Origin of the sequence: Flavobacterium tagetis, assembly GCF_016735615.1 — a bacterium.
Classification (GTDB): domain Bacteria; phylum Bacteroidota; class Bacteroidia; order Flavobacteriales; family Flavobacteriaceae; genus Flavobacterium; species Flavobacterium tagetis.
The window spans coordinates 256,424-270,845 of sequence record NZ_JAERSF010000001.1 but is presented as its reverse complement, the minus strand read 5'-3'; the positions used below and the strand labels follow the sequence as shown (position 1 = coordinate 270,845).

The following is a 14,422-nucleotide window of genomic DNA, read 5'->3' as shown; positions in this document are numbered from 1 at the left end:
AGAAATCTCTTGTCTTTAATGCTTTTTTTCTGGACAAAAAGGATGCTTATTTTTTCAAATCTACTTCTTCTGTAACTCCATCTTTTGTTACTTTTACAAGAGTATCGCATTCTCCGCTACCGTAATCAATAGTTGCCGTAGCACCATTTTTAGTTATAGAAACAATTCCTTTTACCGCAATAGATTTTCTGCAAGACGCATCAAACTCTAAAGGAGTTGTGATTTCTGCCGAAAAAGTATCTCCGTTAGGGAAAGTTGTAGAACCACTTCCAGTAACTACAAAAACGTTATCATCCCAGTCAAACCAAGTATCGTAACCAGAAGTCATTTCTTTAGTCAAAGTTCCTTTTCTAGCATAAACTCCGCCATCATCAAAAGTAATTGTCAAGTCAATAGAAGCAGTTAAAACAGGGTGTGGTGTTACTAATAAATCAGTTTCTTTAATTGTTCTCACGATACTTTTGCTTCCCTGAATTTTTTTGCCATTATGATAAAATCCTTCAAAAGTATAGCTGATGGTTTGTGTGGAAGAAGTAAAATCATTTGAAAAAGAAACAACCATTTTCCCTTTTACTGTATTTCCGTTGTTAAGCGTACAGCCCTCAGCACCAAAATCTACCGTTTTTGTCCATGTATTGTTGGTTAGAACTGTAGTAATTGTGGCACAGCTTGGAAGAAAATTTTTAATTGGTCCGCCTGGTTTTGAATTTACATTAAGCTGAGAGCTAAACTGGTCTTCAGCAATATTAGTAACATCCTCTACAGAAGCATCGATTTTAGAATTGGTTATAATTTCTTGGTTGGTAATCGCAACTCCAGATCCGTCATTTGTTTTTTCATCAGAACTACAGCTGATGAAAAAAGACATACTAATACAAGTACTAATTAATAAAAATTTTGTTTTCATAAATAAATAATTTTAGGTTCTTTTTTTAGTTAATGAATTCAAATTAGTATTAGTTAGAGGTATTTTTGGTGTTTTTTTCGGCAATAAGACATAAAATATTACAATCCTAACCTAAAATAAACAACGTAATTTTATTTAAAATAGTATATTTGGAGTCTAAATGAATATTACGTCTCAAATAAAGCAGCCTATTTTTACCGAGATGGAACTTTTCGAGAAAAAGTTCCATGAATCGATGACTTCTAAGGTTGCGTTATTAAACCGAATCACTTATTATATCGTAAACCGCAAGGGAAAGCAAATGCGTCCGATGTTTGTTTTTCTTACTGCTAAAATGGTTTCAGGCGGTACTGTAAACGAAAGAACGTATCGTGGAGCTTCGGTAATTGAGCTTATTCATACTGCAACTTTAGTACACGACGATGTTGTGGATGACAGTAATCGCCGCCGCGGATTTTTCTCAATCAATGCACTTTGGAAAAACAAGATTGCCGTTTTGGTTGGAGACTATTTACTGTCTAAAGGTTTGTTGCTTTCTATAGATAATGGCGATTTTGATTTATTGAGAATCATTTCAGTTGCCGTTCGTGAAATGAGTGAAGGTGAATTGCTTCAAATAGAAAAAGCAAGAAGACTTGATATCACAGAAGATGTCTACTACGAAATCATCAGAAAGAAAACTGCAACGCTTATTGCGGCTTGTTGTGCGCTTGGCGCGAAAGCTGTGATAGAAGATGATATTCAGGTTGAAAACATGCGCAAATTCGGTGAGTTAATCGGAATGGCATTTCAAATCAAAGACGATTTATTTGATTACAGTGAAGAAGCCATAGGAAAACCAACTGGAATAGATATTAAAGAGCAAAAAATGACTTTGCCTTTAATTCACGTTTTAAATACTTGTACTCTGCAAGAAAAAAAATGGTTGATAAACTCCATCAAAAACCACAACAAAGACAAAAAACGCGTAAAAGAAGTTATTGCCTTTGTGAAAAATAATAATGGTTTGGCTTACGCCGAAAATAAAATGGTCGAATTCCAACAGGAAGCACTTTCTCTTCTTCAAAACTTCGAAGATTCTGAGTATAAAGACGCCTTAACTTTGATGGTCAACTACGTTATTGAAAGAAAAAAATAATCTTTTTAATTAAATAATTAGAAAATTTGTCAATTAGATAATTGATTTACTTGTTTGTAAATCAGTTGTGTATTCCTTGTAGTTGGAATTTGGAATTTATTTTTTGGAATTTTTTTTCACTTCCATGCAACCATTTCAAATCGACAATCGTCTATGCTAATAGAAGTCTATTTCTAAAACCAAAACCAAACCGAAAAGCTTATTAATGAAAATTATTTCGTTACATCGAGAAGAAACCAAAATCATAAAGCTGGCTGCCGATAACAATCGTCAGGCACAGCAGCAGATTTATAGTAAGTTTTCTTCGAAAATGTTGAGTGTTTGTCGACAATATATAAAAGACATTCAATTAGCAGAAGATGTAATGATAACAGCTTTCATGAAAGTGTTTACGAATCTAAAAAACTTTGAGCATAAAGGAAGTTTTGAAGGCTGGATCCGCCGAATTATGGTAAACGAATGTATTTCTTATTTAAGAGTTCAGAAAAAAGTAAAATTTGCCGAAGATGAGTTTTTTGTAGAAGAAAGTTTTAATGAAATCGACAGTCAGTTTACAGTAGAACAGATTCAGTATTTAATTGATGCTTTGCCCGACGGCTACAAAATGGTTTTCAATTTATATGCAATCGAGGGCTACAAACACAATGAAATTGCCAAGATGTTAGGAATTAATGAAGGCACATCAAAATCGCAATTATCGCATGCTAGAAAAATGCTGCAAACACAAATTACTATTTTAAAAAGACAAGATAATGGAACCGAATAATTTTGAAAAGGATTTCCGTGAAAAACTAAACCAACGCGAAATTAAACCAAGCAATAAAGCCTGGGATAGATTGGATGCGATGTTGAGTGTAGCCGAAGAGAAAAAACCGATTAAACTTGATTCAAAAAAATCAAAAAGAAAATGGTTGTATATCGCGGCCAGCTTCATCGGGTTTTTATTGGTTGGCACAATTTATTTTAATCGTTCTGAAATTGTAGAAATAAAAAAGGATACGCCAATAGTCTTAGAACAAAAAATAAATCGAGACACTTTAAATATAGTAGGGATAAGTAAAGATAATGTTGTAAGTGTCAATAATCATAATAAGAAACCAATAATAAAAAATGCGATAGCTGTTGTTGGCATTCATAATCAAAACAAGAATTCAAAACAACTTGAGAGTAAAGTGGAGCTTTCAGCTAAGAATGATTTAAAAGGAGATAGCGCAATAATTAACTCTTTTGAAAATAAAAATCACCAATCTGAAAATAAAAGCAAATACATTACTGCAGAACAATTATTAGCAGAAGTTAATGGTAAAGTCGAAACAAAATCTGCTGATGAGGTAATTAAAAAAAATAGAAAAGCTGTTTCGGTAAATCCTAATGATTTATTATTAAACGCTGAAACAGAATTAAATCAATCTTATAGAGAATCTGCACTAGATAAATTTAATAAAAATTTGAAGGCTGTAAAAAGCGCTATAGCAAATAGGAATTACGAAGAATAAATAAAGAATCATCAATCATCAATCAAAAAACGAAATCATGCAAAAAATTATATTAATTACTATGATGATAGTTGTCATGGCAACTAAATTATCAGCACAGGAGAGTGGCAGTTATAAAAAGGTTTTAGATTGGTCTTATTGGCAACATGATCCTGTAAAATATGAAATGAATTTTGAAAAAAATCCAGAATCCACTGATCAAAATATCTTTACAATAAAATCAGTTCAAAGCAAAGTAAAAGGTTTTGGAAGTCTTGGGAAATCTGTAAAATCTAATTTGTATCAGGATAAAACGCTTAAAATGACTGCTTATGTAAAGACTGAAAGCGTAAATTCTTGGGCTGGACTTTGGATGCGGGTCGATTATTATTCAGCTCGTGTACTTGCTTTTGATAATATGCAGAGCAGACCTATAAAAGGTTCAACTAATTGGACAAAATATGAAGTTGTTTTATTCGTGCCAAAGGATGCAACATCAATTACGTATGGAGTTTTATTAGATGGAACCGGTCAAATTTGGTTTAAAGATGTAAAGCTTGAAGTAGTTGATAATAGTGTTCCAGAAACTGGGTCAAATAAAGGACGAGAGCCTAAAGAAATTCCGTTTGAAGTAAGAGCAAAAGCAATTGCCGATCAAATTAAAAAAATAACAGAGGATGAAAAAAAGGCTTTAAAAGTGGAAGTGGATTCATTAGACAATGAAGCTTCAAAAGGAAAAATTTCTAAAGAAAAAGCAGAAGAGCTTAAATTAAATAAGGCTAAAGTTCGCGCTGCTAATATCGAAACAAATGTTGCTATCGAAGAAAATAAACTAAGTCAATTGGTTCAAGATAGAGTTGATGGAAAAATTGAGGCTGAAGATGCAAATAAAAGAAAAGGGACAAAAATTATAATTGGCGATTGCAATGATTGTGATAAAGGAGATCAAACAATCATTAATCTTACTTCCATGAAAGTGTATCACGGGCAAAAAGATGTTGATAAACGTCAATCAAAAAGAACCACTACTCAATTTGTTTTTGCTTTTGGCGCAAATAATTTAGTGACAGATGGCCAAGTTGCCCATTCAGATTTTAAATATTTGCAGTCTCACTTTTATGAATGGGGAATAACTGGGAACACTAGAATTTTAAAAGAAGATAATTTGTTGCATTTTAAATACGGAATGTCTTTGATGTATAATAATTTGCGAGCGACAGATGATCGCTATTTTGAAAAAAATGGCGCACAAACCGATTTAGTGACGAGTCCTGTACATTTAGACGAATCCCGATTTAGAAATGTATATGTAATGGTGCCATTGCATTTGGAATTTGATTTTACTAAAAAAGAAATTCGAGATGGCGTTAATTATTTTAAATCCCATAAAAGTGCCAGATTTGGTATAGGAGGTTATGCAGGATTTAGAGTAAAATCAAAACAAATTTTATGTTTTGACGATGCAGTTGGAAATGATGTGAAGCAAAAAACAAAGGGTAATTTTAATGTAAATGATTTTAATTATGGATTAAGTACATATGTCGGCTACAAATCGACAAGTTTGTATTTGAAATATGATTTACAGCCTTTATTTGAAAAAAATAGTATTGATCAAAATAATATTTCTTTGGGATTGCGCTTCGATTTCAATTAAATATAAAATTAAGTTTAGTTAGTAAAAGGGCATCTCGAGAGAGATGCTTTTTTTGGTTTGAAATGATTAAAATTCCAACAAGATTTACGTATTTTTGCAAGCTCTCAACTTTTAAAATTTAATACACATTGATTTCACAAGCCACCATTGATTCTGTTTTTGAAACTGCTCGAGTAGAGGAGGTTATTGGTGATTTTGTGAATTTGAAGCGCGCAGGAAGTAATTTTAAAGGTTTAAGTCCATTCTCAGATGAGCGTTCACCGTCGTTCATGGTTTCTCCAGCAAAAGGAATCTGGAAAGATTTTAGTACAGGAAAAGGAGGGAATTCTGTTAAATTCTTAATGGAACATTCGCAGTTTACTTATCCAGAAGCCATTCGATATTTAGCTAAAAAATACAATATCGAAATTGAAGAAACAGAACAGACAGAAGCAGAAAAAGCAAATACAGATCTTCGTGAAAGTATGTACTTGGTTTCTGAATTTGCGGCCAAATATTTTCAGGATGTTTTGGTTAATTCTGAAGAAGGAAAAGCGATTGGTTTATCTTATTTTAAAGAAAGAGGATTTACCAACGAAACTATTAAAAAATTCAACTTAGGATATTCTCCAGAAACTTGGGATGCTCTGACAAAAGAGGCGTTAGGAAAAGGATATAAATTAGAGTTTCTAGAAAGCACCGGTTTAACAATTCCAAGAGAAGACCGCCCGTTTGACCGATTTAAAGGACGCGTAATGTTTCCAATTCAAAGTATGTCGGGTCGAGTTTTGGGTTTTGGAGGACGTATTTTAACCAATGATAAAAAAGCTGCAAAATACCTGAATTCGCCAGAAAGTGATATTTACCATAAAAGTAAAGTCCTTTACGGAATTTATCATGCAAAACAATCTATCGCTAAGCAAAATAACTGCTATTTGGTAGAAGGTTATACCGACGTGATTCAGTTCAATCAAGCTGGAATAGAAAATGTTGTGGCTTCGTCTGGAACAGCTTTAACGCCGGATCAGATTCGTTTGATAAATCGTTTGACACGAAATATCACCGTTCTTTTTGATGGAGATGCTGCCGGTTTAAGAGCGGCGATTCGAGGGATTGATTTGATTTTGGAAGAAGGGATGAACGTTCGTGTTTGTTCTTTCCCCGAAGGAGAAGATCCAGACAGTTTTGCCCGTAAAAATTCGCATGATGATTTAGTTGCTTACTTAGAAAATAACAGTAAAGATTTTATACAGTTTAAGGCTTCGATTTTAATGGGCGAAGCTAAAAACGACCCGATAAAAAAGGCCGATCTGATTCGTGATATGGTGGCGAGTATTTCTAAAATACCAGATCGTATTCAGCGAGAAGTATATATTCAAGAATGTGCTCGAATTATGGATATTTCGGAGCAGGTTCTTACGAGTACTTTGGCGCAGCTTATTCAGAAAGATATTGCTGAAGCGAATAAAAAGCAGAAACAAGAACAAAAGCCTTTTGAGGTTGTTAGGAATCAGCCTCCGCAGGCAGGAACCTTTTCAGGAGGAGATCCTGAAGATCCAAGGACAGGTCCGCCCGAAGGTTACGATTATCCAGGAGATCAAGGGTATAACCCGCCGCAACAAGCTCAAAAAGTTGATATTTTATATGGTTTCGAAAGGAAAGTAATTGAGGTTCTACTTTTGTACGGAAGTGTAGTAGAAGATTTTGAAGATGTTTTCTTGAAAGCTGATGAAGAAGGAAATGTAAAAGAGGTTTCTGAAAAAAGAAAGTATAAAGTATTCGAAAAAATATATTTAAGTCTTCAGGAGGATGAGATAGAGTTGTCGAATGTTTTATTTAAAAATATTTACACTAATATTATTGATTTTTATAATCAGAATGAAACTTTTAGTTTAGATAGATATTTGATGCATTTAGAACCTGAATTTGCTCAAGAAGTGACCAATATATTAATGGAAGACGAAAGGTTGACCATTCATAATTGGGAAGGGCAGAATATTTTTCCAAAACAAAAAAGTGAAACAATTGAGCAGAATGTTTCTGAGACCATATTTGCTATGCGATGGTACTTGGTGTCTGCAATCATAGCAGAATTAAAGAATTCTCTTCTGACGAATCCGCAGGAAGACAATTCGGAGATTTTAAGCATGGTGATTGATTATTCTAAACTACTTAATAATTTTTCGAAAAAACTAGGGCGAGTAGTGGTGCCATATCATTAAAAAGAGAAAAACTCTATCTAATTTGATAATTCAAAATAGATAGAGTTTTTATAATTTTCGATTCTCTTAAAAGGCTAAGATTTTCGACTTTGATTAAATAATTTCTAAAGTCTTAGCTTTGTTAACTAAGTCAACTAGATTAGTAACGTTTAATTTTGTTAATAATCTCAGTTTGTAAGTACTGATTGTTTTTTCGTTCAGATTTAAGATTTTAGAGATTTCGTTATTTTTCTTACCATCACTTAAATAACGTAAAACTTCGATTTCACGGTTAGAAAGTTTTCTGTACAGACGCTCACTTTTGCTTTGTTTAGCAATAAGTGCCATGTTTTTGCGTACTGTTTCGTTGATGATAATTTTTCCTTCGTGTACTTTAATAATAGAATGACCTAATGTTTCAAGTTTTTCTGTTTTGTGTACATACCCAGAAACCCCTGCTTTAATTGCGTTTGGAGCGTACATTTGCTCAGCAAGATCACTGAAAATAACAATTTTTGTTTTTGGGAAATTTTTCAGGATTGATTTGATTTCGAAGATACTAGAAAGACCTTCTAACTCTAAGTCTAAGATTAGAATATCGATTTCCTTAGTTTGGAGGATATCTCTAACCATTGAAAAATTGCCTACGTTGGCAACAATTGAAATTTGATCGTGGTCTTTAAAATAAGACTTAACGCCAAAGTGCGTAACAGGATGATTGTCTGCTAGACATACTTTAATCATAATTTTTACCTTTTTTAGAATTGTTCATGTTTTTGGAATGGTAAAATTAATAAATAAATTCTGTAATAACTCGCAGAGAATGTTAAAATGTGTTATTTTAACGTTTTTGGTATTAAACAAACAGGAATTGGATCCATTTTATGCTTGTTGTTGGTGTTTAGTCTTTTATAAATTTCAAAGACAGATTTTTCTCTCCCCTCAAAGTCAGACGCCGTCTTTCCTGACTCCGAAGCTAACATTGCCCATTCTAATTCGTCATAACTTGCACCTAATTGGTCTTCATCGGTACGATTGTCACCAAATAATCCGTCTGTAGGTGCTGCTGTTAAAATTGACTGGGGAATTTCTAAAAATTCTCCTAAAGCATATACATCAGATTTCATTAAATCAGCAATCGGACTTAAATCTACGCCGCCATCTCCGTATTTTGTGTAAAAACCTACACCAAAATCTTCAACTTTATTTCCAGTTCCAGCCACAAGCAAACCATGAATTCCTGCTAAATAATATAAAGAAGTCATTCTAATACGTGCACGTGTGTTTGCTAAAGCCAAATTTACTTTTGCTGTATCCTCAGTTGAAGGAACGGCAGTTTTAAACGATTCAAAAGTTTCTGTCAAATCAGTCTTAACATCAGAAACATTTGGGAAACGTTTTTTTAACTGATTAATATGTTCTCTCCCTCTTGAAACTTGGCTTTCTGCCTGATGAATTGGCATTTCTACACATAAAACTTTCAGTCCGGTCTGTGCGCATAAAGTTGATGTTACTGCAGAATCTACACCTCCTGAGATTCCAATTACAAAACCATTTACTTTTGCATTAGTAGCGTAATTTTTTAACCACTCTACAATGTGCGTATTTACTTTTTCTGTCTGAATTGTGCTTTTTTTAGCCATAATAGTTTAAGTTTTAAAATGCAGGGATGTATATTTGCAGAATTATTTTGAGTATGCTATTACTTAAAATTCTGATAACACAAATCTAATTAAAATAAAATGAAAATATATCGCTTTGCAGTGGTTCTGTGCCTGTTTTTTTTGTCTTGCAATCAAAAAAGTAAGGTTGAAAAAGAAGTAGAAGAAATTCCTGTTGATATTAAAGTGGAACGATTTGATAAGGTGTTTTTTGAAACTAAACCCCAAGATCTTGCGAAAGTAAAAAAGCAATATCCGTTTTTCTTTCCTGGCAATGATGATAATGTCTGGATTCAGAAAATGAATGATCCGATTTGGAAAGAAGTTTACGAAGAAGTTCAGAAAAAATACAGCAATTTTGAACCTGTTCGCAAAGAATTTAATGAGCTTTTTCAGCACGTAAAATATTATTTTCCTAAAACTAAAATTCCTAAAGTAATTACCGTTATTGGAGAAATGGACTATAATGCTAAATCAATTTATGCAGACAGTCTTGTAGTGGTGGCTTTAGAATTGTATTTAGGAAAAGATCATAAGTTTTATGAGTTTCCAAATTACTTAAAAGAGAACTTTGAAGAAAGACAGATTATGCCAGACGTGGTTTCTAGTTTTTCTTATCGAAATATTCCAAATTCAATTGATAAGAGTCTGGTTGCTCAAATGATTTTTGAAGGAAAACAGCTTTATGCAAAAGATTTGCTGATTCCTGAATATACAGATGCAGAAAAAATGGGGTATACTCCAGAGCAGATAAAATGGTGTGAAGAAAACGAAGCCTATATGTGGCGTTATTTCATAGAAAATGAAATGCTTTATAGTGAAGATCCAAAGTTGAGAGCGCGATTTATAGCTTCAGCACCTTTTTCTAAATTCTTTTTAGAAATAGATAACGATTCTCCAGGGCGAGTGGGAGCTTGGATTGGCTGGCAGATGGTACGTTCTTACATGAAAAATAATAATGATGTTTCTTTGGCTGAATTGTTCAAGCTTGAGCCGAAAGAAATTTTCGAAAAATCAAAATATAAACCTAAGAAATAATGGCAAATATAAATTCAGAAATTAAATTTAATATAGAACTGGACGAAAACCGCGTTCCTGAAAAACTAACATGGAGTGCGCAAGACGGTGGAGTTCAAGCTGAAGAAGCAAAAGCAATAATGCTATCAATTTGGGATAGTAAAGCAAAAGAAACCATGCGTATCGATTTATGGACAAAAGATATGCCGGTAGACGAAATGAAGATTTTCTTCCACCAGACTTTAGTAGCTATGTCGGACACTTTCAAACGTGCAACAGACGACGAAAAAATGTCTGACACGATGAAAGATTTCTGTGATTACTTCGCAGAAAAATTAGAGCTTACGAAATAGTCAAGTTTCAAATAAAAGAAATCCCAAATTCCAATATTAAATATTGGGTTTGGGATTTTTTATTTTGTACATTGTCTGAGTAAAACAAATTATATGCTGTTTCCTTTTCTGGTAAGCCTTGTCGGATTGTTTTTTTTACTTGCAAATGCGATACGGTTTTTTGTGACCTGCAAAAACAGAGATGTCTTATATCGCATTATAACAGCTTATTTGGTTCTTTTGTTTTGTGTGGAATTGCTTTGCCATATTATAGGGTTTCTTTATCCTAATTCTAATTTTTTCCTTTCACACTACTATTTTAATTTCCAGTTTATTGCACTAAACTTATTCTTTTATAAAAGTTTTTCAAATAAAGTATTGAAACAGATTATGGTAATTGTGTTTGTTTTGGTATTGCTTTTTCTAGGATATCAATATTATGAGAGACCTTCGCTTTATTGGGAATTTAATTTAGTAGAAGTGGCGATAACCTCTATTCCGCTACTATTTTATGCATTTTATTTTATTGTGTCAAATTTAAAAACTGATAAGCATAATTATTTTTATTTCTGTAACGGGCTCATTATTTATGTAACAAGTAGTGCCGGTATTTTTCTATCTGGAAATAGCGACTCCATAATACTTACGGAGCCGTTTGTAGTCGATTTTTGGTTTTTCAATTCGCTCTTTTACATTCTTTATCAATTTTTGATTTATAAAGAATGGAGGGCCTTGAACTTTAGGAGAGCAACGAAGAAAAAACTACAGTGATAAAATTCCAATAAAAAAATCCTAAATTCCAATTTTAAGACTTGGAATTTGGGATTTAATATTTTGAGTTTCTAAAGTTTGGAATTTGAAATTTCAAAAAATTGGAATTTAAACTTTAAAATTCTGAGTTGTTTTTAAAAACTTCCTGATTCACTTGATCGATATACGATAAAAGTTCTTCTTTTCCTATTGATTCTGTAGATGAGGTTACAAAATACTGTGGCATTTCGGCCCAGTTGTTGGCAAACATTTGTTTTTTGTAAGCTGCAATATGCGAATCTATTTTCGTTTTGCTAATTTTATCTGCTTTAGTAAAAATAATGCAGAATGGAATTTCGCTTTCGCCCATATAAGACATGAATTCTATGTCAATGTTCTGTGCTTCGTGGCGAATATCAATTAAAACAAAAGCACAAACTAATTGCTCTCTGTTTTCAAAATAGTCAGTAATAAATTGCTGAAAAATTGATTTTGTTTTCTTTGAAACCTTTGCGTATCCGTAACCAGGTAAATCAACCAAAAACCAGTTATTATTGATTTTAAAGTGATTGATTAATTGTGTTTTTCCTGGCTTTCCAGATGTTTTAGCTAAGTTTTTGTTGTTGGTAAGCATGTTTATCAAAGATGACTTACCTACGTTTGATCTTCCAATAAAAGCGTATTCTGGCAAAAAATCCTTCGGACATTTTGATGCGTCAGAATTGCTGACAATAAATTCGGCGGTGTTAATTTTCATAATCTTTCGTTTTAAAACCTCCTAAAAAAAATAAATTTTAACGGCTAAAAATTCTTTTCAGTAAGCCATTTTTCAAGAATATCATTAAATTCCTGAGGGTGTTCCATCATTGCTGCGTGTCCGCATTTGTCAATCCAGTATAAAGTTGAATTTGGTAATAATTTATCAAATTCTTCAGCTACATTTGGAGGAGTTACAGAGTCATTTCGACCCCAGATAATACAAGTTTCAACGTCCATTTTTGGCAAATCTTTAGCCATATTATGGCGAATTGCGCTCTTTGCAATTGTTAAAGTTTTGATCAATTTGATTCGGTCATTAGCCGTCGCGTAAACTTCATCAATCAAATCCGGAGTTGCGATTTTTGGGTCATAAAATACAGCTTCAGCTTTTGTTTTGATGTATTCGTAATCGCCTCTTCTTGGATAACTGTCTCCCATTGCGCTTTCGTAAAGTCCAGAACTTCCGGTAATTACAAGTCCGGCAACTTTCTCAGGATAAAGCTTTGTATGGTACAAAGCAATGTGTCCTCCAAGAGAATTTCCTAGAAGAATAACTTTATCAAACCCTTTAAAAGTGATAAAGTCTTTTACGTATTTCGCAAAACTTTTTACGTTCGTTTTTAAAATGCTTTGGGTGTATATTGGCAAATCTGGGATAACAACTTTATATCCTTTCGTTGGGAAATATTGTGCTACACCATCAAAGTTACTAAGACCTCCCATTAAACCATGCAGAATAACGATCGGAGTTCCTTCTCCAGCTTCGAAATAGCTGTATTTGCCTTCTTTTTTATAGTGTTTGTCCATCTAATCTAATGCCAATTTCAATTTCGACAAATATAGGGTTAATTACACAAAAATGAATTTTTGATGCCATTTTTTAACTAGATAATTTGAGTAGAACTTGTAAATCATTAAAAATCAGTAATTAAAGTGGTATTTGTTAAAATATTCAAATGTTAAGAAATATGCATTATAATCAATTTTTTAAGAAAATTAGCGCATTATTTTTTTGAATGAATAACGTATTTAAGAATCTGTTAATTAATAGTTAAGGTATTGATTGATTGTAAATTATGGAATGTGGTAGTAAAGTGGTTAAACTTATTAACAAAGTGGTATAAAGTGGTAAAATGTGGTAATATTTTTTATATTTTTGCTGTATAACATGTTAACTAGTTTTTTTGAACACAATTGTTGGAACATATGAGTGTAAAGTCGATGCTAAAGGAAGGCTAATGATGCCTGCCCCTTTAAAAAAGCAGTTGACGGCTTCTCTTCAAGACGGATTTGTTTTGAAGCGTTCTGTTTTTCAGCCGTGTTTAGAATTGTATCCTATGGTAGAATGGGATGCGATGATGAAAAAAATCAACAAGCTTAATCGCTTTGTAAAAAAGAACAACGATTTCATTAGAAGGTTTACTGCTGGTGTTAAAGTGGTTGAGGTTGATGCATTGGGTAGATTACTTGTGCCAAAAGACTTAGTGACTTTTGCAAGCATTTCTAAAGATGTGGTTTTTTCATCTGCGGTTAATATAGTTGAGATTTGGGACAAAGATTTATACGAAAAATCAATAAGCGGCGAAGATATGGATTTTGCAGATTTAGCCGAAGAAGTAATGGGAAATATTAATGACGACGAAGATGGAATATCATAATCCGGTTTTGCTTCATCCAACAGTAGATGGTTTAAATATTAAACCTGATGGTGTGTATGTAGATGTTACGTTTGGGGGCGGTGGTCATTCAAAAGAGATTTTAAGAAGATTAGGGCCAAACGGAAGGCTGTTTGCATTTGATCAAGACGAAGATGCGCTTGCAAATGCATTGCCAGATGAAAGGTTTACTCTTATAAACGAGAATTTTAGGTTCATAAAAAGATTTTTACGTTTTCACGGAGTAAAAGCGGTTGATGGAATCTTGGCAGATTTGGGAGTTTCATCACATCAGTTTGATGTTCCTGAGAGAGGTTTCTCAACAAGATTTGATGCCGAGTTAGATATGCGGATGAGTCAAAGAAATGATTTAAATGCTTATCGAGTGGTTAACGAATATGAAGAACAGGATTTACGTCGTGTTTTTTTTGATTATGGGGAGTTGAAAAACGCGCCAGTTTTGGCAAGAACAATTGTTGAAGCAAGAAGAGATTACCCAATCAAAACAACTGAAGAGTTAAAAGAAGTTCTTAAAAAGTTTTTGCCAGAGAAAGTTCGAAACAAAGTATTGGCTCAGATTTATCAGGCAATCAGAATCGAGGTAAATCAGGAAATGGATGTTCTAAAAGAATTTATTGAGCAGTCATTGGAGGTTTTAAAACCAGGAGGAAGATTTTCTGTAATCTCATATCATTCTTTAGAAGATCGATTGGTAAAAAGATTCATTAAAAACGGAATGTTTGAAGGAGAACCAGAAAGAGATTTTTACGGAAACTTTTCAGTTCCATTCAAAACTATCGGAAAACTGATTGTTCCGGATAATGAAGAAATCAAGATTAATAATAGAGCAAGAAGTGCCAAATTAAGAGTTGCAGAAAAGCTATAATATATATT

General features: G+C 33.0%; 14 protein-coding genes. 9 read left to right on the top strand and 5 right to left on the bottom strand.

Features of this window, described 5'->3' with window-relative positions:
* Nucleotides 1-46 precede the first annotated feature (46 nt).
* Nucleotides 47-907 (bottom strand): hypothetical protein, encoded by an 861-nt coding sequence (locus tag JI750_RS01215; protein WP_201998416.1) that lies wholly within the window; start codon nucleotides 905-907, stop codon nucleotides 47-49.
* A gap of 160 nt (nucleotides 908-1,067) precedes the next feature.
* Here JI750_RS01215 and JI750_RS01210 point away from each other — a divergent pair, with 160 nt between their 5' ends.
* The 5 genes from JI750_RS01210 to dnaG all read left to right on the top strand — a co-directional run bounded on the left by JI750_RS01210 (nucleotide 1,068) and on the right by dnaG (nucleotide 7,375).
* Nucleotides 1,068-2,045, top strand: a complete 978-nt coding sequence (locus JI750_RS01210; protein WP_201998415.1) for a polyprenyl synthetase family protein — start codon at nucleotides 1,068-1,070, stop codon at nucleotides 2,043-2,045.
* A gap of 205 nt (nucleotides 2,046-2,250) precedes the next feature.
* Entirely contained in the window at nucleotides 2,251-2,811 is a 561-nt protein-coding gene (locus tag JI750_RS01205) for an RNA polymerase sigma factor (protein ID WP_201998414.1), read from the top strand.
* Nucleotides 2,798-3,541 (top strand): hypothetical protein, encoded by a 744-nt coding sequence (locus JI750_RS01200; RefSeq protein WP_201998413.1) that lies wholly within the window; start codon nucleotides 2,798-2,800, stop codon nucleotides 3,539-3,541. The genes JI750_RS01205 and JI750_RS01200 overlap by 14 nt, the downstream gene beginning before the upstream one ends.
* A gap of 37 nt (nucleotides 3,542-3,578) precedes the next feature.
* Nucleotides 3,579-5,174, top strand: a complete 1,596-nt coding sequence (locus JI750_RS01195) for a hypothetical protein (protein ID WP_201998412.1) — start codon at nucleotides 3,579-3,581, stop codon at nucleotides 5,172-5,174.
* A 128-nt stretch (nucleotides 5,175-5,302) separates the two neighbouring features.
* Nucleotides 5,303-7,375 carry a DNA primase gene (gene dnaG, locus JI750_RS01190; RefSeq protein WP_201998411.1) on the top strand — a complete coding sequence of 691 codons (2,073 nt, stop codon included), beginning with the start codon at nucleotides 5,303-5,305 and terminating at the stop codon, nucleotides 7,373-7,375.
* A gap of 93 nt (nucleotides 7,376-7,468) precedes the next feature.
* On the opposite strand, the gene JI750_RS01185 is transcribed toward dnaG, so the two are convergent.
* On the bottom strand, nucleotides 7,469-8,098 hold the full coding sequence (locus JI750_RS01185) for a response regulator transcription factor (protein WP_008467169.1): 630 nt from the start codon (nucleotides 8,096-8,098) through the stop codon (nucleotides 7,469-7,471).
* Between the two features lie 92 nt (nucleotides 8,099-8,190).
* The gene (gene nadE / locus JI750_RS01180; RefSeq protein WP_201998409.1) at nucleotides 8,191-8,997 is read right to left on the bottom strand and encodes an NAD(+) synthase; all 807 of its coding nucleotides are present in this window, start codon (nucleotides 8,995-8,997) and stop codon (nucleotides 8,191-8,193) included.
* 99 nt (nucleotides 8,998-9,096) lie between these two features.
* Here nadE and gldB point away from each other — a divergent pair, with 99 nt between their 5' ends.
* On the top strand, nucleotides 9,097-10,053 hold the full coding sequence (gene gldB, locus JI750_RS01175; protein WP_201998408.1) for a gliding motility lipoprotein GldB: 957 nt from the start codon (nucleotides 9,097-9,099) through the stop codon (nucleotides 10,051-10,053).
* On the top strand, nucleotides 10,053-10,385 hold the full coding sequence (gene gldC, locus JI750_RS01170; RefSeq protein WP_008467164.1) for a gliding motility protein GldC: 333 nt from the start codon (nucleotides 10,053-10,055) through the stop codon (nucleotides 10,383-10,385). Before gldB ends, gldC begins: the two co-directional genes overlap by 1 nt.
* Nucleotides 10,386-11,250: 865 nt before the next feature.
* Here the strand turns inward: gldC and yihA are convergent.
* Entirely contained in the window at nucleotides 11,251-11,871 is a 621-nt protein-coding gene (yihA, locus tag JI750_RS01165; protein WP_201998407.1) for a ribosome biogenesis GTP-binding protein YihA/YsxC, read from the bottom strand.
* Nucleotides 11,872-11,915: 44 nt separating this feature from the next.
* On the bottom strand, nucleotides 11,916-12,680 hold the full coding sequence (locus JI750_RS01160) for an alpha/beta fold hydrolase (RefSeq protein ID WP_201998406.1): 765 nt from the start codon (nucleotides 12,678-12,680) through the stop codon (nucleotides 11,916-11,918).
* 377 nt (nucleotides 12,681-13,057) lie between these two features.
* Here JI750_RS01160 and JI750_RS01155 point away from each other — a divergent pair, with 377 nt between their 5' ends.
* Together JI750_RS01155 and rsmH are read left to right on the top strand one after the other, a co-directional pair.
* Nucleotides 13,058-13,531 carry a division/cell wall cluster transcriptional repressor MraZ gene (locus JI750_RS01155; RefSeq protein ID WP_035691746.1) on the top strand — a complete coding sequence of 158 codons (474 nt, stop codon included), beginning with the start codon at nucleotides 13,058-13,060 and terminating at the stop codon, nucleotides 13,529-13,531.
* On the top strand, nucleotides 13,506-14,414 hold the full coding sequence (gene rsmH, locus JI750_RS01150) for a 16S rRNA (cytosine(1402)-N(4))-methyltransferase RsmH (RefSeq protein WP_201998405.1): 909 nt from the start codon (nucleotides 13,506-13,508) through the stop codon (nucleotides 14,412-14,414). The genes JI750_RS01155 and rsmH overlap by 26 nt, the downstream gene beginning before the upstream one ends.
* Nucleotides 14,415-14,422: the final 8 nt, after the last annotated feature.